Source organism: Bradyrhizobium sp. USDA 4449, from assembly GCF_054056275.1.
The window spans coordinates 1626942-1646004 of sequence record NZ_JBSRYD010000001.1; the positions used below are offsets into that span (position 1 = coordinate 1626942).

The 19063-nt window shown below is 63.7% G+C and carries 15 protein-coding genes; 8 read left to right on the top strand and 7 right to left on the bottom strand.

The annotated features are described in order from the left end of the window. Positions 1–2: 2 nt before the first annotated feature. Complete coding sequence (locus tag ACVIIW_RS07770) at positions 3–1490, bottom strand: MFS transporter (protein WP_456700205.1); 1488 nt, start codon at positions 1488–1490, stop codon at positions 3–5. A gap of 129 nt (positions 1491–1619) precedes the next feature. Here ACVIIW_RS07770 and ACVIIW_RS07775 point away from each other — a divergent pair, with 129 nt between their 5' ends. Then, positions 1620–1991 (top strand): DUF3175 domain-containing protein, encoded by a 372-nt coding sequence (locus ACVIIW_RS07775; protein ID WP_456700206.1) that lies wholly within the window; start codon positions 1620–1622, stop codon positions 1989–1991. A gap of 2 nt (positions 1992–1993) precedes the next feature. On the opposite strand, the gene ACVIIW_RS07780 is transcribed toward ACVIIW_RS07775, so the two are convergent. Both ACVIIW_RS07780 and ACVIIW_RS07785 read right to left on the bottom strand, forming a co-directional pair. Further along, entirely contained in the window at positions 1994–4027 is a 2034-nt protein-coding gene (locus tag ACVIIW_RS07780) for a methyl-accepting chemotaxis protein (protein ID WP_456700207.1), read from the bottom strand. A 148-nt stretch (positions 4028–4175) separates the two neighbouring features. Further along, positions 4176–6215 (bottom strand): methyl-accepting chemotaxis protein, encoded by a 2040-nt coding sequence (locus ACVIIW_RS07785; RefSeq protein WP_456700208.1) that lies wholly within the window; start codon positions 6213–6215, stop codon positions 4176–4178. 330 nt (positions 6216–6545) lie between these two features. Here ACVIIW_RS07785 and ACVIIW_RS07790 point away from each other — a divergent pair, with 330 nt between their 5' ends. The 5 genes from ACVIIW_RS07790 (at position 6546) to ACVIIW_RS07810 (ending at position 12984) form a co-directional block, all read left to right on the top strand. Continuing rightward, entirely contained in the window at positions 6546–7031 is a 486-nt protein-coding gene (locus ACVIIW_RS07790; RefSeq protein ID WP_092231135.1) for a (2Fe-2S)-binding protein, read from the top strand. 84 nt (positions 7032–7115) lie between these two features. Next, the gene (locus tag ACVIIW_RS07795) at positions 7116–9458 is read left to right on the top strand and encodes a xanthine dehydrogenase family protein molybdopterin-binding subunit (RefSeq protein WP_456700209.1); all 2343 of its coding nucleotides are present in this window, start codon (positions 7116–7118) and stop codon (positions 9456–9458) included. Between the two features lie 14 nt (positions 9459–9472). After that, positions 9473–10273, top strand: coding sequence for an FAD binding domain-containing protein (locus ACVIIW_RS07800; protein ID WP_456700210.1), 801 nt, complete (start codon positions 9473–9475; stop codon positions 10271–10273). 204 nt (positions 10274–10477) lie between these two features. Then, complete coding sequence (locus ACVIIW_RS07805; protein WP_456700211.1) at positions 10478–11590, top strand: CaiB/BaiF CoA transferase family protein; 1113 nt, start codon at positions 10478–10480, stop codon at positions 11588–11590. A gap of 77 nt (positions 11591–11667) precedes the next feature. Then, positions 11668–12984 (top strand): MFS transporter, encoded by a 1317-nt coding sequence (locus ACVIIW_RS07810; RefSeq protein WP_456700212.1) that lies wholly within the window; start codon positions 11668–11670, stop codon positions 12982–12984. Between the two features lie 74 nt (positions 12985–13058). Here ACVIIW_RS07810 and hppD read toward each other — a convergent pair whose 3' ends face one another. Continuing rightward, positions 13059–14177, bottom strand: a complete 1119-nt coding sequence (gene hppD / locus ACVIIW_RS07815; protein WP_456700213.1) for a 4-hydroxyphenylpyruvate dioxygenase — start codon at positions 14175–14177, stop codon at positions 13059–13061. A 121-nt stretch (positions 14178–14298) separates the two neighbouring features. Here hppD and ACVIIW_RS07820 point away from each other — a divergent pair, with 121 nt between their 5' ends. Further along, positions 14299–14778 (top strand): Lrp/AsnC family transcriptional regulator, encoded by a 480-nt coding sequence (locus ACVIIW_RS07820; RefSeq protein ID WP_456700214.1) that lies wholly within the window; start codon positions 14299–14301, stop codon positions 14776–14778. A gap of 72 nt (positions 14779–14850) precedes the next feature. Further along, positions 14851–15162, top strand: a complete 312-nt coding sequence (locus ACVIIW_RS07825; RefSeq protein WP_456700215.1) for a DUF1272 domain-containing protein — start codon at positions 14851–14853, stop codon at positions 15160–15162. A gap of 110 nt (positions 15163–15272) precedes the next feature. Here ACVIIW_RS07825 and fahA read toward each other — a convergent pair whose 3' ends face one another. From fahA to ACVIIW_RS07840, 3 genes are all read right to left on the bottom strand, one after another. Then, the gene (gene fahA / locus ACVIIW_RS07830) at positions 15273–16544 is read right to left on the bottom strand and encodes a fumarylacetoacetase (RefSeq protein ID WP_456700216.1); all 1272 of its coding nucleotides are present in this window, start codon (positions 16542–16544) and stop codon (positions 15273–15275) included. A 193-nt stretch (positions 16545–16737) separates the two neighbouring features. Further along, positions 16738–18084, bottom strand: a complete 1347-nt coding sequence (hmgA, locus tag ACVIIW_RS07835; RefSeq protein WP_456700217.1) for a homogentisate 1,2-dioxygenase — start codon at positions 18082–18084, stop codon at positions 16738–16740. Between the two features lie 2 nt (positions 18085–18086). Continuing rightward, positions 18087–19043, bottom strand: a complete 957-nt coding sequence (locus ACVIIW_RS07840) for an MBL fold metallo-hydrolase (protein WP_456700218.1) — start codon at positions 19041–19043, stop codon at positions 18087–18089. Positions 19044–19063: the final 20 nt, after the last annotated feature.

Here is a 19063-nt window from a genome sequence, read left to right on the forward strand (position 1 = left end):
GTCTACTCCATAGAAGCGAGCGGCCGCGCGATTTGTTCGAGCGATTTCCGTTCCGCGGAGATGGCGTAGCGCCACGCCACGATCGCAGCCGCGATCATCAGGAATGCCCCCAGCAGATAACCGGCGAACACGCTGTTGCGTGACCCCGTATCGATCAGCGCGCCGAACAGCGCGGGACCAACGACGCCCCCGATGCCGGTGCCGACCGCATAGAACACCGCGATCGCCAGCGCGCGCACTTCGAGCGGGAACGTCTCACTGACGGTGAGATAGGCCGCACTCGCGGCGGGCGAGGCAAAGAAGAAGATCACCATCCAGGCGATGGTCTGCCCCTGCGCACTCAATGCGCCGATCGAGAACAGATAGCCGGACAGTGCCAGCAGCAGGCCCGAGACGCCATAGGTGAACATGATCATGGCGCGCCGGCCGAGCGTGTCGAACAAACGGCCGAGCAGCAGCGGACCGAGGAAATTTCCCGCGGCAAACGGCAGCAGGTACCAGCCGACGTGATCGGCGCTGATGTCATAAAAATCCGTCAACACCAGCGCAAAGGTGAAGAAGATCGCATTGTAAAAAAAAGCCTGGGCGACCATCAGCGCGAGGCCGACGAGCGCGCGCTGCCGATAAGTGCCAAACAGCGTGTGCACGACTTCGCTGATCGGGGTGTGATCGCGCATCTTTAACCGCATCTTGGGGAAGCACCGGTCGCTCGTCTCCTGATCGCGTCCGATCACCGAACGCTCGATGTCGTCGACGATCTCATGGGCCTGGTCCGGGCGGCCATGGATCATCAGCCAGCGCGGGCTTTCCGGAATCCACATCCGCATCAACAGCACGACGAGGCCGATGGTCGCGCCGATGAGATAAGCGAGGCGCCAGCCGAGATCCGGGCTGATCACAGCCGGGTCGAGGAGCACGATGGCTGCGACGGCGCCCATCGCCGCGCCGATCCAGAAGCTGCCGTTGATGACCAGATCTGTCCAGCCGCGATAGCGCGCAGGCACCAGCTCCTGGATCGTCGAGTTGATCGCCGTGTACTCACCGCCAATGCCGGCGCCAGTGAGGAAACGGAACAGCGCGTAGCTTGCGATATCCCACGACAGCGCGGTTGCGGCCGTCGCGGAGAGATAAAGTGCGAGCGTGATGAAGAACAATTTTTTTCGGCCGATGCGATCGGTCAGCCAGCCGAAGCCGAGCGCGCCGAGCACGGCACCGGCAAGATAGGCCGAATTGGCGATGCCGAGATCGAGGTTGGAGAAGTGCAGCGTCGGGCTCTGCTTCAGAGCGCCCGAGAGCGCACCGGCCAGCGTCACCTCGAGCCCGTCGAGGATCCAGGTGATGCCGAGCGCCAGCACCACGCGGGTATGAAAGCCGCTCCAGGGCAGCGCATCGAGCCGGGCGGGAATGCTGGTCTCGACGATGCGATCGGCCGCGACCACCGCCGGGATCGCAGGTCCATTCTTCAGCGCTGGGCTCTGCTGCAATTCCATCGCGTTGCTGGGGTCGTGGTATCCGGCATTCCGCCTGCCACCTGCGACAACGTCTGCGGCATCTGCCGGTTCCCTCGGGAACCGTGCCCAATACCGGTCGTTTCCGCTTGAGCCGCAAGGAATGGGCGCATGGCTCGCGTCAGAAAGACGACACATTCGCGCAAATCCGCGACGCGCAAGAAGACCAGTGCGAGGCACAGCACCGCACGCAAAGTCACAAGGCGCGCGGCGCCAGAACGCTGGTCACAGCGTGTGACAAAGGAAAGCGATGCGCTCGACCTCGAGCGCGGCGTGTTCACACTTACGAGCCCAAGGAAGATCGCGATCTCATTGAAGCGCTCGGCCGAGCATAGTTCGCGCCGCAAGACGGGCGCCTATCGCTCCGCGCTATCGATGCTGACGTTCTATATCAACCGCGCGGGCAAGACGTTGCCGAAGACGCAGCGCGAGCGGTTGGAGAAGGCGAAGGTGGAGTTAAAGCGGGCGTTTGGGCGGGCGTGAGCCTACGCCGCGCGGATGTTCGCCATGAAGCGATCGAGCTCGGCGCGGAGGCGGGTGCTTTCGGATGACAGCGTCCTGGCCGAGTGCAGCACCTCTTCCGAGGCCGAACCGGTTTCGGCGGCGCCACGATTGACCTGGCCGATCTCGGTCGCGGCGGTCTGGGTGCCCTGGGCGACGTTCTGGACGCTGCGGGCGATCTCCTGCGTCGCCGCGCCCTGTTGCTCGACCGCGCTCGCAATCGAGGTCGAGATCGACGAAATCTTGCCGATGGTCGTGCCGATCTCCTTGATTGCAGCGACCGATTCGGCAGTCGCGCCTTGCATGCCCGTGATGTGCGAGGAAATCTCGTCCGTGGCTTTTGCCGTTTGGCTCGCCAAGGACTTGACTTCACTGGCAACCACCGCGAAGCCGCGGCCGGCTTCCCCGGCGCGGGCCGCTTCAATGGTGGCGTTCAGGGCGAGAAGATTGGTCTGCTCGGCGATCGCCGTGATCAGCTTCACGACTTCGCCGATCTGCTGGGCGGCATGCGACAGTTTGCCGATGCGGCCGTCGGTTTCCCTGGCTTGTACCACGGCGGCCTCGGCAATACGGCTGGAATCGCGGACCTGACGGCCGATTTCCTCGACCGACGCCGACAATTCCTCGGTCGCCGTCGCGACCGACTGCATGTTGTTCGAGGCCTGCTCGGATACGCCGGCGACCTGGCTCGACAGGGTCTGCGTGGTCTCGGCGGTGCGGGTCAGCGTCGACGCTGACGCTTCAAGCTGTACGGCGGATGCCGAGACGTTCGACACGATAGCGCCGACCGCGGTCTCGAAGTCGTCGGCGAAGCGGATCAGCTCGGAGCGGCGAGCAGCGCTCGCCTCCTTGTTCTGGGCTTCGCTGGCAGCGGCATCGCGCTCGGCCTTGGCCACCGCCTGAACCTTGAACTCCTCGACTGCACCGGCCATCTCGCCGATCTCGTCCTTGCGGCCGAGCCCAGGCAGCACGACGTCGAAATTGCCCGAGGCAAGCTCGCGCATCGCCTTGCACATCGCGATCATCGGCCGCGAGATGCCGTTGCCGAGCATCAGGGCCAGCGCCGCGCCGATGACAAGACCACCGAGCGCCAGCATCAGAATCAGCCGCTCGATCTCCCCGATGGTCGCATTTGCACTCGTCTCGATGCGCAGCTGATCGGCCGACAGGTCCGACCGCAACTCGCCCGAGAGCTTGAGGATCGACGCCGCCGTCTTCGTCATCTCGCCGTTCGACTTGACGATGAGCTTCACGTTCTCCGACAGCTTCGCAAAGGACGCGCGGTATTGCTTCAGCAGATTGCTGATCTCGGTGACGCGGTCGGTGATCTTCTGGTCGTTGGCGTAGATGGAGACCAGAAGCGTCTCCAGAAACTTGATGCGAGCGACCACGCCGTCGGCGGTCTTCGGTTCCGGCTTGGCAACGAAGGCGCTGACCGAGGTGGAGACCGCGAGATATTGCGACGTGATGTCCTTGGCCGTGATCCGGACCGAGTTCAGGCCCGCCAGCGCCGCGGTATCGGCGAGATCGTCGAACTTGAAGCGGATCTTGTTGCCGACGCCGTTCAGCTCATCGGACGCGATCTTGTTGTTCTCGCGAGTCAGCGTGATGATGTCGCCGAACACCTTTGTGAAGCGCCGGAAGTCGGTATCGAGCTTCTCAACCTGCTCGCGGCGCGCCGCGCCTGATGTGGCCGACATCGACTTGGCGATCGCGGCCTTCAGATTCTCTTCGGCTGCCATGGCGGCCTTTTCGTCGTCCGCTGCGCCGGTCAGCGTATAGGCCCGGGTGAGCCCCTGATAGTTGATCAACTCGCGATCGACGGTCCGCGCCAGATCTGCTTCGGCCACACTGGCCCGGTAGGAGGCGACGGCGCCCGCGATCCGCTCGAAGCTGAAATAGGCAAATGCCATGCTGACGGCGAGAATGGCCAGCACGGCCACGAAGCCGAGGATGATCTTCGCACGAAAACGCAAGGTGAAGGGCTTCGACGAGTTCTGCTTCGACTTGACCGACATTTCCCCCACCCCATTCCATTCGCGGAAAACCAGGCGCAGCCGGGGGCAGCCCGCCCCCGGCTCAAATGCATGGTAAATGGCAAACGATAAGCCACGGTAAATTGACCGCGCCGCAACTTAGGTGACGCGGGGTTGCCGAACCCGAGCTTTACGCCGCGCGGATGTTCGCCATGAAGCGATCGAGCTCGGCGCGGAGGCGGGTGCTTTCGGACGACAGCGTCCTGGCCGAGTGCAGCACCTCTTCCGAGGCCGAACCGGTTTCGGCGGCGCCACGATTGACCTGGCCGATGTCGGTCGCGGCGGTCTGGGTGCCCTGGGCGACGTTCTGGACGCTGCGGGCGATCTCCTGCGTCGCCGCGCCCTGTTGCTCGACCGCGGTCGCAATCGAGGTCGAGATCGACGAAATCTTGCCGATGGTCGTGCCGATCTCCTTGATTGCAGCGACCGATTCGGCAGTCGCGCCTTGCATGCCCGTGATGTGCGAGGAGATCTCGTCCGTGGCTTTTGCCGTTTGGCTCGCCAAGGACTTGACTTCACTGGCAACCACCGCGAAGCCGCGGCCGGCTTCACCGGCGCGGGCCGCTTCAATGGTGGCGTTCAGGGCGAGAAGATTGGTCTGCTCGGCGATCGCCGTGATCAGCTTGACGACTTCGCCGATCTGCTGGGCGGCATGCGACAGTTTGCCGATGCGGCCGTCGGTTTCCCTGGCTTGGACCACGGCGGCCTCGGCAATACGGCTGGAATCGCGGACCTGACGGCCGATCTCCTCGACCGACGCCGACAATTCCTCGGTCGCCGTCGCGACCGACTGCATGTTGTTCGAGGCCTGCTCGGATACGCCGGCGACCTGGCTCGACAGGGTCTGCGTGGTCTCGGCGGTGCGGGTCAGCGTCGACGCTGACGCTTCAAGCTGTACGGCGGATGCCGAGACGTTCGACACGATAGCGCCGACCGCGGTCTCGAAGTCGTCGGCGAAGCGGATCAGCTCGGAGCGGCGAGCAGCGCTCGCCTCCTTGTTCTGGGCTTCGCTGGCAGCGGCATCGCGCTCGGCCTTGGCCACCGCCTGAACCTTGAACTCCTCGACTGCACCGGCCATCTCGCCGATCTCGTCCTTGCGACCGAGCCCAGGCAGCACGACGTCGAAATTGCCCGAGGCAAGCTCGCGCATCGCCTTGCACATTGCGATCATCGGCCGCGAGATGCCGGTGCCGAGCAGGAAGGCCAACACCGCGCCGAGCAGCGTGCCGCCAACGGCGAGCATCAGGACCAGTTCCTCGGTCTTGCCGATGGTCGCTGCCGATTCCGAATCCAGCCGCTGCTGTTCGGCCACCAGATCCGCCTTCATGGCAGTGGCGCCTTGAAGGATGGCGCCCGCCGAGCCGCTCATCTCGGTGACGAGATCGTCGACCAGCTTGGCGTTGGCGATGAGCTTCTCCAGCGCTTCACGGTAGGCGGCGAGGATGGTCTTGGCGTCTTTCAGGCCGGAGACGATCTTGTCGTCCATGGAATAGACCGCCCCAAGCGAGTTATCGACGAATTTCAGCCGCGCCAGGGCACTGCTCGCGATCGACTGGTCGGACGTCAGCACGAAATTGGTCGCCGCCGCGCTCGCGGTCTGGAACTGGGCGTTGACCTGCTTGGTGCCGAACTCGATGGCCTGCGCCTCGGAATCGGAGGCGTTGTTGCCGATGTCGTCGAGCTTGTATTTCAGCAGATTGGCCTGCCGCGTGAGCTGGTTCTGCACCAGCAGCGTGCTGTCACGCTTGGCCTGGAGGACCTTGGCGAAGGTGGCGGAGAAATTCGAGAACTCCTTGGCGAGCTTGTCGAGGCTGTCCTGCCGCGCCGGGGCCTTGGCGCTCTTGACGGCCTGATCGATCGCGTTTTTCAGGCCCGCCTGCGCCTCCAGCGCCGCCTTGGCGTCGTCTTCCTTGCCGGTGACGACGAAAAATTTGGCGGCTGAGCGGTAGGCGAGCAGCTCGCGGTCGATGTTGCGGGCGAGGTCGGCCTCCGAGACGCTGCTGCGGTAGGAGCCGACACCGGAGGAGACCCGCTCGAAGCCGAAATAGGCAAACGCCATGCTCCCGGCGGAGATCACCAGCACCGCGGCAAAGCCGAGCATGATCTTGGCGCGGAACCGGAGGGTCGGAAATATGCTGCGCTTAGACGGCGACGCGGTACGCCCGGACATTCCTACCCCCATTATTGCCTTCAACCGCGATCCGGAGGCGCCCCGCCCCCGGACCTGGATGCGCAAAACTAGGGCACAATCGATAAAAGGCGGTAAATTCGTCACGCCCGTGCAATTCCAGGTGACGTCGGAGAACGAGCGACGGATGGAAATGACGGCTGGCATCCCAGCCATCTTGTCGCCAGCTCCGCCTTTTCCGGGCAAGTTATTGCGCCTTCGTCCGGACCAATGACTTTTCCATGACCGGCGCGACCAAAATCTTAGTTGCAAAGTTCCGGGTCGCTGTCTCTAATTAGAAACAATCAAAATCATCCCGGGAGGATCACAACCGTGTCTACAGTCAAACTGACGGTGAACGGCAAGGCCGTCGCTGTCGACGTCGAGGACCGCACGCTGCTGGTCCATCTCTTGCGCGACCACCTCAACCTCACCGGGACCCATGTCGGCTGCGACACCAGCCAGTGCGGGGCCTGCGTCGTCCACATCGACGGCAGGGCCGTGAAATCCTGCACCATGCTGGCCGGCCAGGCTGATGGTGCCAGCGTCACCACGATCGAAGGCATCGCCAAGGGGGACGAGCTGCATCCGATGCAGGCGGCCTTCCGCGACAATCACGGCCTTCAGTGCGGCTATTGCACCCCGGGCATGATCATGTCGGCGATCGACATCGTGCACCGCCATGGCGGCCAGCTCGACGAGACCACGGTCCGTCACGAGCTCGAAGGCAACATCTGCCGCTGCACCGGCTATCACAACATCGTCAAAGCCGTGCTCGACGCAGCCGGACGCATGAAGGTCTCGCAGGCGGCCGAGTAAAGCGGCTCGCCTCGAAAAAGGAACTACCGCTGCCGCTTTCGAGGGAAAGCGCGGTCGAAACAATTCCGGTCGGGAGGACCAGACATGGGTGTTGAAGGCATCGGCGCGCGAGTCGTGCGCAAGGAAGACAAGCGTTTCATTACCGGCAAGGGCCGGTACGTTGACGACATCAAATTGCTGGGCATGACCCATGCCCATTTCATCCGCAGCCCGCACGCGCACGCCAAGGTCAAGAAGATCGATTCGTCCGCGGCGCTGAAGATGCCGGGCGTGGTCGCAGTGCTCACCGGAAAAGAACTCGTCGACGACAAGGTCGGCAATCTCATCTGCGGCTGGGCCATCACCTCCAAGGACGGCAGCCCCATGAAGATGGGCGCATGGCCGGCGATGGCGCCGGAGACGGTGCGCTTCGTCGGTCAGGCCGTTGCCGTCGTGATTGCCGACAGCAAGAATCTCGCACGCGACGCGGCTGAAGCCGTTACCGTCGATTACGAAGAGCTCCCGGCCGTCGCCGACGTTCGCGCTGCGATCAAGTCGGGCGCACCGCAGCTTCACCCCGAGGCCCCCGGCAACCAGGTCTATGACTGGGTGATCGGTGACGAGGGCGCGACCGATGCCGCCTTCGCCAAGGCCGCCAATGTCGTCAAGCTCGACGTCACCAACAACCGCCTCGCGCCCAACGCGATGGAGCCGCGCGCGGCGATCGCCGATTACGATGCGGCGGAGGAGCACTTCACGCTCTATACGACCTCGCAAAACCCACACGTCGCCCGCCTCGTGCTGTCGGCGTTCTACAACATCGCCCCCGAGCACAAGCTGCGCGTGATCGCCCCCGATGTCGGCGGCGGCTTCGGTTCGAAAATCTTCATCTACCCGGAAGAGATGGTAGCGCTGTGGGCCTCCAAGAAGGTCGGCCGTCCCGTGAAATGGACCGGCGACCGCACCGAGGCCTTCCTCACCGACGCGCATGGCCGCGACCACGTCACCCACGCCGAGATGGCGTTCGACGCCAACAACAAGATCACCGGCCTCAAGGTGAAGACCTACGCGAATTTCGGCGCCTACATGTCGCTGTTCTCGTCGTCGGTGCCGACCTATCTCTACGCGACGCTGCTGTCGGGCCAGTACAACATCCCGGCGATCCATGCCGAGGTGATCGGCGTCTACACCAACACCACGCCGGTCGATGCCTATCGCGGCGCGGGCCGTCCCGAGGCGAGCTATCTGATCGAACGTCTGATGGAGACGGCGGCTCGGCAGTTGAACGTCGATCCGGCCGCGCTGCGCCGGACCAACTTCATCACCCAGTTCCCGCATCAGACGCCCGTGATCATGGCCTATGACGCCGGCGACTTCAACGCCTCGCTCGATGCCGCGATGAAGGCTATCGACTATGCCGGCTTCCCCGCACGCAAGGCCAAGGCGAAAGCCGACGGCAAGCTGCGCGGCATCGGCGTGTCCTGCTACATCGAAGCCTGCGGCATCGCGCCGTCGAAGGCGGTCGGCAGCCTCGGTGCCGGCGTCGGTCTGTGGGAATCCGCGGAGGTGCGCGTCAATCCGGTCGGCACCATCGAGATCCTCACGGGCTCGCACAGCCACGGCCAGGGACACGAGACGACGTTCTGCCAGCTCGTCGCGGATCGCCTCGGCGTTCCCATCAGCCAGGTCTCGATCGTCCACGGCGACACCGACAAGGTGCAGTTCGGCATGGGCACCTACGGCTCGCGCTCCGCGGCCGTTGGTCTCACCGCGATCCTGAAAGCCATGGAGAAGATGGAATCCAAGGCCAAGAAGATCGCAGCCCATGCGCTCGAAGCCTCCGAGGCCGACATTGTCATCGAGAACGGCGAGTTCAAGGTGACAGGGACCGACAAGGCGATCGCGCTGCCGATGGTCGCGCTCGCGGCCTACACCGCGCACAATCTGCCTGACGGGATGGAGCCGGGCCTGAAGGAGAGCGCCTTCTACGACCCTTCCAACTTCACCTTCCCGGCCGGTGCTTACATCTGCGAGCTCGAGGTCGATCCCGGAACCGGCAAGACCTCCTTCGTCAACTTCGTGGCGGCCGACGATTTCGGCCGGCTGATCAACCCGATGATCGTCGAAGGTCAGGTCCATGGCGGCCTTGCCCAGGGTATCGGGCAGGCATTGCTCGAGCACGCGATCTACGATGCCAACGGCCAGCCTGTCACGGCCTCGTTCATGGATTATTCCATGCCGCGCGCCGACGATCTGCCCTCGTTCAATCTCTCCCACACCACGACGCTCTGCCCGGGCAATCCCCTGGGCATCAAAGGCTGCGGTGAGGCCGGCGCGATCGGCGCCTCCGCCGCCGTGATCAACGCGATCACGGATGCGATCGGCAAGAACAACCTGGAAATGCCCGCAACCCCTGACCGGGTGTGGCGCACGATCCACGCGGCTTGAGAGGAGGAACGAAGATGTATCAGACCACCTATCATCGCGCATCCTCGGTCGACGAAGCCGCCAGCCTGTTCGGCAAGAGCAGCGAGGCGAAATTCCTTGCCGGCGGCCAGACGCTGCTGCCGGTGATGAAGCAGCGGCTCGCCAGTCCCTCCGACGTCATCGATCTCGGCAAGATCAAGGAGCTGCAGGGTGTCGAGTTGTCGGGCGACTTGCTGACCATCAAGGCCGCCACGACCTATTACGACATCATGACGAATGCCGATGTGAAAAAAGCGATTCCGGCAATCGCCTATCTCGCCTCGGTGCTGGGCGACCCCGCCGTGCGTTACCGCGGCACGATCGGCGGCTCGATCGCCAACAACGATCCGGCCGCCGACTTCCCGGCAGCGCTGCTCGCGCTTGCCGCGACCGTGCAGACCAACAAGCGGTCGATCTCGGCGGAAGATTTCTTCAAGGGCCTGTTCACCACGGCGCTCGAAGATGGCGAGATCATCACTGCCGTCTCGTTTCCGGTGCCTGCAAAAGCAGGTTACGAGAAGATGCGGCATCCCGCCTCGCGTTTCGCGCTGACCGGCGTGTTCGTTGCGCAGACGAAATCGGGTGAGGTCCGCGTCGCGGCGACCGGCGCCTCGCAGAGCGGTGTCATGCGGGTACCCCCGATCGAAGCCGCGCTGAAGACGAACTGGTCGCCGGCGGCGCTGGACAACGTCAGCATTCCCGCAAGCGGGTTGCTGGCGGACATCCACGGCACGGCGGAGTACCGCGCCAACCTCGTCAAGGTGATGGCGCAGCGCGCGGTGACCGCTGCAGGCTGAAATCTCGTCCTAGCGCCTCAACACAAATCTTCCGCGGCGTGCAGCAATGCGCGCCGCTTTTTTGATGGGCCCATGCATGAAAAGCGCTTGCCTCGCCGGCATGAAGGCGAGAAGAGTTAATCAGCCGATTAACTCGCCCAGAGAGGCATGTCGGAACGCGCCCTGCTGAACCACCGGCATCGCCCCTACCCGAGGAAGCAACACGTGCTCGATAAACCCGCCCAAAACGCATCCGTTGGCACGTCCGGTCCGCTCGCCGGCTTTCGAATCGTCGAATTCGCAGGCATCGGACCCGGCCCGTTCGCCTGCATGATGCTGGCCGACATGGGTGCCGATGTGGTCACGCTGGACCGCGTCGGCGCAAAGAAGAGCATGAAGTCGGTCGCGGGGCGCGGTCGCAAGTTGATCGAACTCGATCTCAAGGACAAGGCGGCGATCGCACAGGTGCTCGACCTGCTCGCCGGCGCCGACGCGCTGGTCGAAGGCTTTCGCCCCGGCGTGATGGAGCGGCTCGGCCTCGGCCCTGACGTCGTGCTCGCACGCAATCCAAGACTCGTTTACGGCCGCATGACCGGCTGGGGCCAGGAAGGGCCTCTCGCGAATGCCGCCGGCCACGACATCAACTACATCTCCATCACCGGCGCGCTCGCCGCGATCGGCACCGAGGAAGCGCCGGTGCCGCCGCTCAACCTGGTCGGCGACTTCGGAGGCGGCGCACTCTACCTCGTCGTCGGCGTGCTCGCCGCGCTGCTGGAGGCATCCAGGTCCGGTAAGGGCCAGGTCGTCGATGCCGCAATGTGCGACGGCGCGGCATCGTTGATGTCGTTCTTCTTCGACATGAAGACGCTCGGCCGCTGGACCGAAGGCCGCAACCGGAATTTTCTGGACGGCGGTGCACACTTCTACGGCGTCTATGAATGCGCCTGCGGCCATTTCGTTTCGATCGGCTCGATCGAGCCGCAGTTCTACGCGCTGCTGCGAGAGCACGCGGGACTGACCGATGCCGATTTCGACGCACAGATGGATCCCAAGGCCTGGCCTGCGCTGAAGGAAAAGCTGAGGGCCGTGTTCAAGAGCAAGACGCGCGAGGCTTGGTGCAGGATCATGGAAGGCACCGACATCTGCTTCGCGCCTGTTCTGACCATGTCCGAAGCGACCAAGCACCCGCACATGGTCGCCCGCAATGTCTTCATCGAGCGCCACGGCGTGAAGCAGCCTGCGCCCGCGCCGCGCTTCTCGCGCACACAGTCCACGGTCCGCGAGCCGGAGGGCGCCGAGATCTCCGCGGTGACGGCTGCTTGGAACGCGGGCCGCTAGGGCGCGCCTGAGGGTTGCGAGCAGGCACCCTTTTCGCGCCACGTCGCATTCCTACAAGTGACACAAGGTGCTTCCCCGTGAACAAGACTGACAGCCCGCGTCCCTCTCAAACCATGCGCGTCGGCGCGGCCATTCTCGGCAACGCGCTCGAGTTCTACGATTTCACTGTCTACGCCGCCTTCGCCGTTTTTCTCGCCAAGGCCTTCTTTCCGGCTGACAATCCGAATACGAGTCTGCTGCTCACGGTCGCGACCTTTGGCGTCGGCTTCGTGGCGCGGCCGCTCGGCGGCATCCTGATCGGCGCCTATGCCGATCGCTACGGCCGCAAGCCGGCGATGACGCTGACCATCTGGCTGATGGCGCTGGGCACCGGCATGATCGGCCTGCTGCCGACATACGACCAGATCGGCTTGCTCGCACCCGTACTGTTGGTGCTCGCGCGGCTGCTGCAAGGTTTTTCGACCGGCGGCGAGATGGGACCGGCCACGACCTATCTGCTGGAAAGCGCGCCTGCGCATCGCAAGGGCTTCTTCGGTAGCTGGCAGCTTGCCAGCCAGAACCTGGGCGGCCTGTTCTCCGCACTCGTCGGCCTCGGCCTTGCCTTTCTGATCACGCCCGGCGCCAATGACAGCTGGGGCTGGCGTGTTCCCTTCCTGCTCGGGATCCTGATCGCGCCCGTCGGCTACTTCATCCGCAGGAATCTCGACGAAACGCTGGATGCCGAAGAGGCCCATGGCAGCGTCGGCGGCGTGCTCTCCGATATCCTGGCCAACCACTGGGGCAAGATCGTGCTCTGCATCTCGCTGATCTCGGGCGCGACCATCGGCCAGTACTTTTTCCTCTACACCGCGACCTACGCGATCAACACGCTGCATTACAGCCAGGGCTGGGCGATGACGGCCAACTTCGCCACCTTCGTCAGCGGCACGATCTTCGCGCTGCTCGGCGGGGCGCTGGCGGACAAATACGGCCTGAAGACGATCGCCGTGGTCCCACGCATCATCGTGACGTTGCTGTTCTATCCCGCGTTGCTGCTGGTGGTCTCCTCGGGCTCGCCAATCGTCTACGTCGTCACCGCCGCCGTGCTGATGGCGTTCCATGCCATGTCGGGCGGCGCCGGCATCATCCTCATTCCCTTGATCTTCCCCGCGATCGTCCGCACCAGCGGACTGTCGATCGCCTACGCGCTCGGCGTCACCATCTTTGGCGGCACGGCACAGCTCATGTTCACCTGGATCATCGGAGCGACGGGCGACAAGCTGTCATGGGTCTGGTACGTCGTCGCCATGGGCGCCATCAGCATCCTCGCCACGATCGCGATACGGGTGCCTGACGGAGACGAACGGAGACGGGATGCCGTAGCCGGCGCAGCCGTGGCGAGTTCGTCGAGCTGAAATAAGCGGCCGTCCCGGCGAAGGCCGGAACGACACCTGTTTTGACCCGACAGTGTGCCTGACGGGCGACGACGCTACGCCGCCGTGTCCACCTTCAGCACCCCGCGCCGGATCTGATCTTCCTCGATCGACTCGAACAGGGCCTTGAAATTACCCTCGCCAAAGCCGTCGTCACCCTTGCGCTGGATGAACTCGAAGAAGATCGGCCCTATCGCGTTCGCGGAGAAGATCTGCAGCAGCACCTTGGTCTGGCCACCGTCGACCACGCCCTCGCCATCGATCAGAATGCCGTTCTTCCGGAGACGCGCAACGTCCTCACCGTGATTGGGCAGACGCGTATCGACCTTCTCGAAATAGGTATCAGGCGGTGAGGGCATGAACGGCAGGCCGGCTTCGCGCAGACTTTCGATGGTGCGATGGATGTCCCGGCAGCCGCAGGCGATGTGCTGAATGCCTTCGCCGCGATAGGTCGTCAGATATTCCTCGATCTGGCCGGAATCACCGGCGTCCTCGTTGATCGGAATCCGTATCTTGCCGTCCGGGCTGGTCAGCGCGCGGGAGAACAGGCCCGACGCACGGCCCTCGATGTCGAAGAATCGGATTTGACGGAAGTTGAACAGCTTCTCGTAGAAGCCGGTCCAGACATCCATCCGGCCGCGATGGACGTTGTGCGTGAGATGGTCGAGATAGAACAGGCCGGCTCCAGCCGGGCGCGGATCGCGCGCACCCAGCCACTCAAACTCGCAATCATAGGCCGAGCCCTTGCCGCCGTAGCGATCGACCAAATAGAGCAGGCTGCCGCCGATGCCCTTGATGGCGGGCACATCGAGCGTCTTCTGCCCGGATGACGCTTCTGCAGGCTCTGCGCCGAGCGCAATCGCGCGGTCATACGCTGCCTTCGCATCGACGACGCGAAACGCCATCGATGGAGCGCAGGGGCCGTGCGCGGCAACGAAGTCGGTACCATGGGTTCCGGGCTGCTCGTTGACGAGATAGTTGATGTCGCCCTGGCGATAAACAGTGATTGTCTTGGTCTTGTGACGCGCGACGGGCGTGTAGCCCATCAGCTTGAACAGATCGTGCAGCTCCTGCGGATTGGGGTGCGCATATTCGACGAACTCGAATCCGTCGGTGCCCATCGGATTGTCGGCGGTAACAGTGGCCGGCGGTGCATCGTGCGGAAACGGACCCATGGCGCTCTCCCAAATTGCTGCTGCGAAGAACTATCCTTCACATGACGCGCAATGAGCGTGCAAACGGGGCGCAATTTCGTTATCTTATGCACGATCCGTGCATATAATGGACAAACAGCGCATGATTTCCGTGGATGCCTTCGACCTCAAGATCCTGGGCGCGCTCCAGGACGATGGCCGCCTGACCAACCAGGAACTCGCTGATCTGGCAGGCCTCTCGGCCTCCCAATGCTCGCGGCGGCGGATGCGGCTGGAAGACGAGAATGTGATCTCGGGCTATCACGCCGACCTCTCCAGCGAGGCGCTCGGCTTCGGCGTGATCGCCTTCATCCAGGTCGGCCTTGCCACCCACTCGCCGGACAATTCCAAACGCTTCCGCGCCCTGGTGAACCGCATCGACGAGATCCAGGAGGCTTATTCGCTGACGGGGGACGCCGATTACGTGCTCAAAGCCGTGCTGCGCGATCTCAAGGGCCTCTCCAACCTCGTCAACGACGTCCTGATGCCGCACCAGAGCGTTGCGCATGTGCGCTCCTCGATCGTGCTGGACAGGCTGAAGGAAAGCTCACGGCTGCCGCTGAAGGAAATCAAGCCCGGCTGAAATCGAGGGAAATGCGGCATTCGCGCGGCGCGCGCGATCTGCGATGATCCGTCAACGCCCGGAGATACAATCATGGCCCTCCAGCTTCGACCGAACTGCGAATATTGCGATCGCGACCTGCCGCCTGACGCCATTGACGCGCGGATCTGCTCCTATGAATGCACGTTCTGTGCGGATTGCGTCGAGACCAAGCTCTCCAACGTCTGCCCGAACTGCGGCGGCGGCTTCGCACCACGGCCGATCCGGCCGACGCAGGAATGGCGGCCGGGCGTGTGCACGAGCAAGCAGGCGCCGTCGGACAAGCGTGTGCATTTGAAGTACAGCGTCGACGATGTCGCGGCGCATTGCGCGCGGGTCAAAAGCGTGCCGCCGGAGAAGCGATAGGCTCTCTCCGCGCCGTCATTGCGGCAATCCAATCTGTCGTCGCGGAGACAGTCTGGATTGCCTCGTCGCTTCGCTCCTCGCAATGACGCAGATCGGAGCAATGGTGGAGGCTACTCCGCCGGCAAAATCGTCCCCTCGACTTCACCGAACCCGACACGGTAGCCATTGCCCTGGCACCAGCCGCGCATGACGAGGCTGTCGCCGTCCTCCAGGAACGAACGCTTTGCGCCGCCGGGCAGCTCGACCGGCTCGGTGCCGTTCCAGCTGATTTCGAGCAAGCTTCCGCGCTGATTCTTCTCCGGACCTGAGATGGTGCCGCTCCCAAGGAGATCGCCGACATTCATCGCGCAGCCGGCGGAGGCGTGGTGCATCAGCTGCTGCACGGAAGACCAATACATGTATTTGAAGTTGGTGCGGCTGATGCCGGCGGGCGCATTCGCTCCGGCAGCGCGCAAGGAGACGTCGAGCTCCAGATCGTAGTTCTGTGGCTTGGCCTGCTTGAGATAGTCGAGCGGCACCGGCTCCTGCGCGGGCCCCTTCAGGCGGAACGGCTCCAGCGCCTCGCGCGTCACTACCCACGGGCTGATCGAGGTTGCAAAGGCCTTGGCGAGGAACGGGCCCAGCGGGACATATTCCCATTGCTGGATGTCGCGCGCGCTCCAGTCGTTGAGCAGCACGAAGCCGAAGATCATCTCTTCGGCCTGGCTCTCCGTCAGCATGCCACCCATGGCCGAGGGCTGGCCAATCACAACGCCCATCTCCAGCTCGAAATCGAGCCGCTTGCATGGGCCGAAACTCGGCGCATCGGCATTCGGCGGCTTCAGCTGGCCGCGCGGCCGCTTCACCCTGGTGCCGGAGACGACGACGGTCGAGGCGCGACCGTTATACGCGATCGGCATGTGCAGCCAGTTCGGCTGGAGCGCATTGTCCTTGCCGCGGAACATGACACCAACATTGGTGGCGTGCTCCTTCGAGGAATAGAAATCGGTGTAGCCGGAGACCGCGAACGGAAGATGCAGCCTTGCATCGCGCAGCGGCACCAGCGCCTGCCGGCGCAGTTCCTCGTTGTCGCGCAACTCCGGGTGATCGTGACGCAGCAGCTCGCTGATGCGCGCCCGCGTCCTGGTCCAGACCTTTGGCCCGAGCGCCATGAAGGCATTCAACGAAGGTCTGGAGAACACGCCGAGCGCTCCGACATCGAGGCGAGAATCCTGCTCGAGCTCCCAGAGATCGAGCACGTAATTGCCGATTGCGACGCCGACGCGCGGCGTGGGGTTGGCCGCGGTCGAGAACACGCCATAGGGCAGGTTCTGGATCGGGAAATCGGAGGCGGGATCGATCTCGATGAAGGAGCGGAGGCTGGGGTCGTTGGGGTGAGGCATGGGTTTCCCGTGGCAACGGTGACGGTATCACCCTCCCGTGGAGGGGGAAGGTCGGCTCATGTTGAGCGCCGCGAAAGAGGAGACGGGGTGGGGTGATCCCTCAACATGGACCGCGTTGGATGTGGAGAGACCGTCACCCCGCCCCGCTCGCTATCGCGAGCGACCCTCCCCCTCCAGGGGAGGGTAAGAAGCCTCACGGCTTGTTCGGATCGAACCGCTTCTCCAGTCCCTTCCAGCAATCTGCATAATCGTCCTGCAGCGTCGCCGCGTTCGCGGCGTGCGCGGTGACGCGCTGCGGGTAGCGGGTCTCGAACATGAAGGCCATGGTGCCCGTCAGCTTCACCGGCTTCAGCTCGCCGTTGCTGGCGTGCTCGAAGGCGTCACGGTCGGGGCCGTGGGGCAGCATGCAATTGTGGAGCGAGATACCGCCTGGGACAAAGCCTTGCGGCTTTGCGTCGTAGACACCGTAGATCAGGCCCATGAACTCGCTCATGATGTTCATGTGATACCAGGGCGGGCGGAAGGTGTTGTCGGCGACCATCCAGCGCTCGGGGAAGATGACGAAGTCGATGTTCGCGGTGCCCGCCGTCTCCGACGGCGAGGTCAGCACCGTGAAGATCGAGGGATCGGGATGGTCGAAGCCGATCGCGCCGACCGGCGAGAATGTGCGCAGGTCGTATTTGTAAGGCGCGTAATTGCCATGCCAGGCGACGACGTCGACCGGCGAATGCGGCAGCGTCGTCTTGAACAGTGAGCCGCCCCATTTCACGAACAGCTCGCTCGGCGTATCCTTGTCCTCGTAATCCGCAACCGGTGTGAGGAAGTCGCGCGCGTTGGCCAGGCAGTTGGCGCCGATCGGTCCGCGCTCCGGCAGCGTGAAGGCGCCGCCGTAGTTTTCGCAGAGATAGCCACGCGCAGGACCATCAGGAATCTCGACGCGGAATTTCACGCCGCGCGGGATCACGACGATCTCGCCGGGCTCGGCGTCGATGCGGCCGAATTCGGTGACGAGGCGAAGATCACCCTGCTGGAGCACGAACATCAGCTCGCCGTCGGCATTGTAGAAATGCTGGTCCACCATCGATTTGGTGATGAGATAGACATGCGCGGCCATGCCGGCCTGCGTATTCACGTCACCGGCTGTCGTCATGGTCTGCACGCCCTGCAGGAACGTCACCTCCTCCTTCGGCAACGGCGCGGGGTCCCAGCGCAGCTGCGCGATCGGCAGATCGTATTCATGGCACGGCGCCGAGCGCCACAGACCGGCATCGACCTTCTCGAAGCGTCCCGAATGCTTCACCGAGGGACGGATGCGATAGAGCCAGGAGCGCTCATTGGTGCCACGCGGCGCCGTGAACGGCGAGCCCGACAGCTGCTCGGCGTAGAGGCCGTAAGCACAGCGCTGCGGCGAGTTTCGGCCGATCGGCAGCGCACCCGGCAGCGCCTCGGTCTCGAAACTGTTGCCGAAACCGGACATGTAGCCCGGCGTCACCTGGGCCGAACTGCGAACAATCTGATCCGGCGAGGTATTGATGTTCATGACTATCCTCCTCCTTGCAAGGCGGCCCACATCTCCTGGTCACGCTTGTCGGTCCAGATCACGGGATCGTCGATGCCCGACGCCTCGTCATAGGCGCGCGACACGTTGAACGGCAGGCAGTGTTCGTAGATGGCGAAGCTGTGGAATTTCGGATCCATCACCTCGCGCGTCGCCGCCATCGATTCCTTCAGTGTACGCCCCTTGGCGACGGAGACTTCGGCCGCGCCGTAAAGCGAGGTGACGAAGTCGCGCGTCATCGCGATGGCTTCGCGCACGGTGGAGATGCCTTTCAGTGCATCGCCGCGGCCCGGCGCGATCGCCTTGGGATTGAAGTTGCGGATCTCGTTCAGCGTCAGCGGCCATTCGCGCAGGTGAGCGTCACCGCAATAGCAGGCCGAGTGATATTCGATGAGGTCGCCGGAGAACATCACCTCGGCGTCCGGCACCCAGGCGACGATGTCGCCGGAGGTATGGCCGGCTCCCAACTGCATCAGGCGCACTTCGCGCTTCCCCAGATAGATCGACATCTCGCCTTCAAAGGTCAGCGTCGGCCAGGTCAGGCCGGGAATGCTTTGCGCATCCTGGAACAGGCGGGGAAAGCGGCCATATTCGGAATCCCAGTCCTGTTGGCCGCGCTCCTCGATCAGCCGATAAGTTTCCTGCGAGGCGACGATACCTTGCGCCTTGTAGGCGGAGGCGCCCAGCACCCGCACCGCATGATAATGCGACAGCACGACATATTTGATCGGCTTGTCGGTGACCGTCTTGACGCGCTCGATCACCTTGTTGGCCATCGCCGGCGTCGACTGCGCGTCAAACACGAGGCAGCTGTCGTCGCCGACGATGATGGCGGTATTCGGATCGCCCTCGGCGGTGAAGGCATAGAGATCGGTGCCGATCTCGGAGAAGGTGATCTTCTTCTCGGAGAGATCTCCGGTGGATGCGAAGTTCTTCGCCATCAGTTCGTCCTCAAGTCCCG

Excerpts from the sequence above, each read along its gene's own strand:
- ACVIIW_RS07770 (WP_456700205.1), bottom strand. The coding sequence starts at position 1,490 with ATGGAATTGCAGCAGAGCCCAGCGCTGAAGAATGGACCTGCGATCCCG.
- ACVIIW_RS07820 (WP_456700214.1), top strand. The coding sequence starts at position 14,299 with ATGATTTCCGTGGATGCCTTCGACCTCAAGATCCTGGGCGCGCTCCAG.
- ACVIIW_RS07840 (WP_456700218.1), bottom strand. The coding sequence starts at position 19,043 with ATGGCGAAGAACTTCGCATCCACCGGAGATCTCTCCGAGAAGAAGATC.
- hmgA (WP_456700217.1), bottom strand. The coding sequence starts at position 18,084 with ATGAACATCAATACCTCGCCGGATCAGATTGTTCGCAGTTCGGCCCAG.
- ACVIIW_RS07800 (WP_456700210.1), top strand. The coding sequence starts at position 9,473 with ATGTATCAGACCACCTATCATCGCGCATCCTCGGTCGACGAAGCCGCC.
- ACVIIW_RS07775 (WP_456700206.1), top strand. The coding sequence starts at position 1,620 with ATGGCTCGCGTCAGAAAGACGACACATTCGCGCAAATCCGCGACGCGC.
- ACVIIW_RS07795 (WP_456700209.1), top strand. The coding sequence starts at position 7,116 with ATGGGTGTTGAAGGCATCGGCGCGCGAGTCGTGCGCAAGGAAGACAAG.
- ACVIIW_RS07785 (WP_456700208.1), bottom strand. The coding sequence starts at position 6,215 with ATGTCCGGGCGTACCGCGTCGCCGTCTAAGCGCAGCATATTTCCGACC.
- fahA (WP_456700216.1), bottom strand. The coding sequence starts at position 16,544 with ATGCCTCACCCCAACGACCCCAGCCTCCGCTCCTTCATCGAGATCGAT.
- ACVIIW_RS07780 (WP_456700207.1), bottom strand. The coding sequence starts at position 4,027 with ATGTCGGTCAAGTCGAAGCAGAACTCGTCGAAGCCCTTCACCTTGCGT.
- ACVIIW_RS07825 (WP_456700215.1), top strand. The coding sequence starts at position 14,851 with ATGGCCCTCCAGCTTCGACCGAACTGCGAATATTGCGATCGCGACCTG.
- hppD (WP_456700213.1), bottom strand. The coding sequence starts at position 14,177 with ATGGGTCCGTTTCCGCACGATGCACCGCCGGCCACTGTTACCGCCGAC.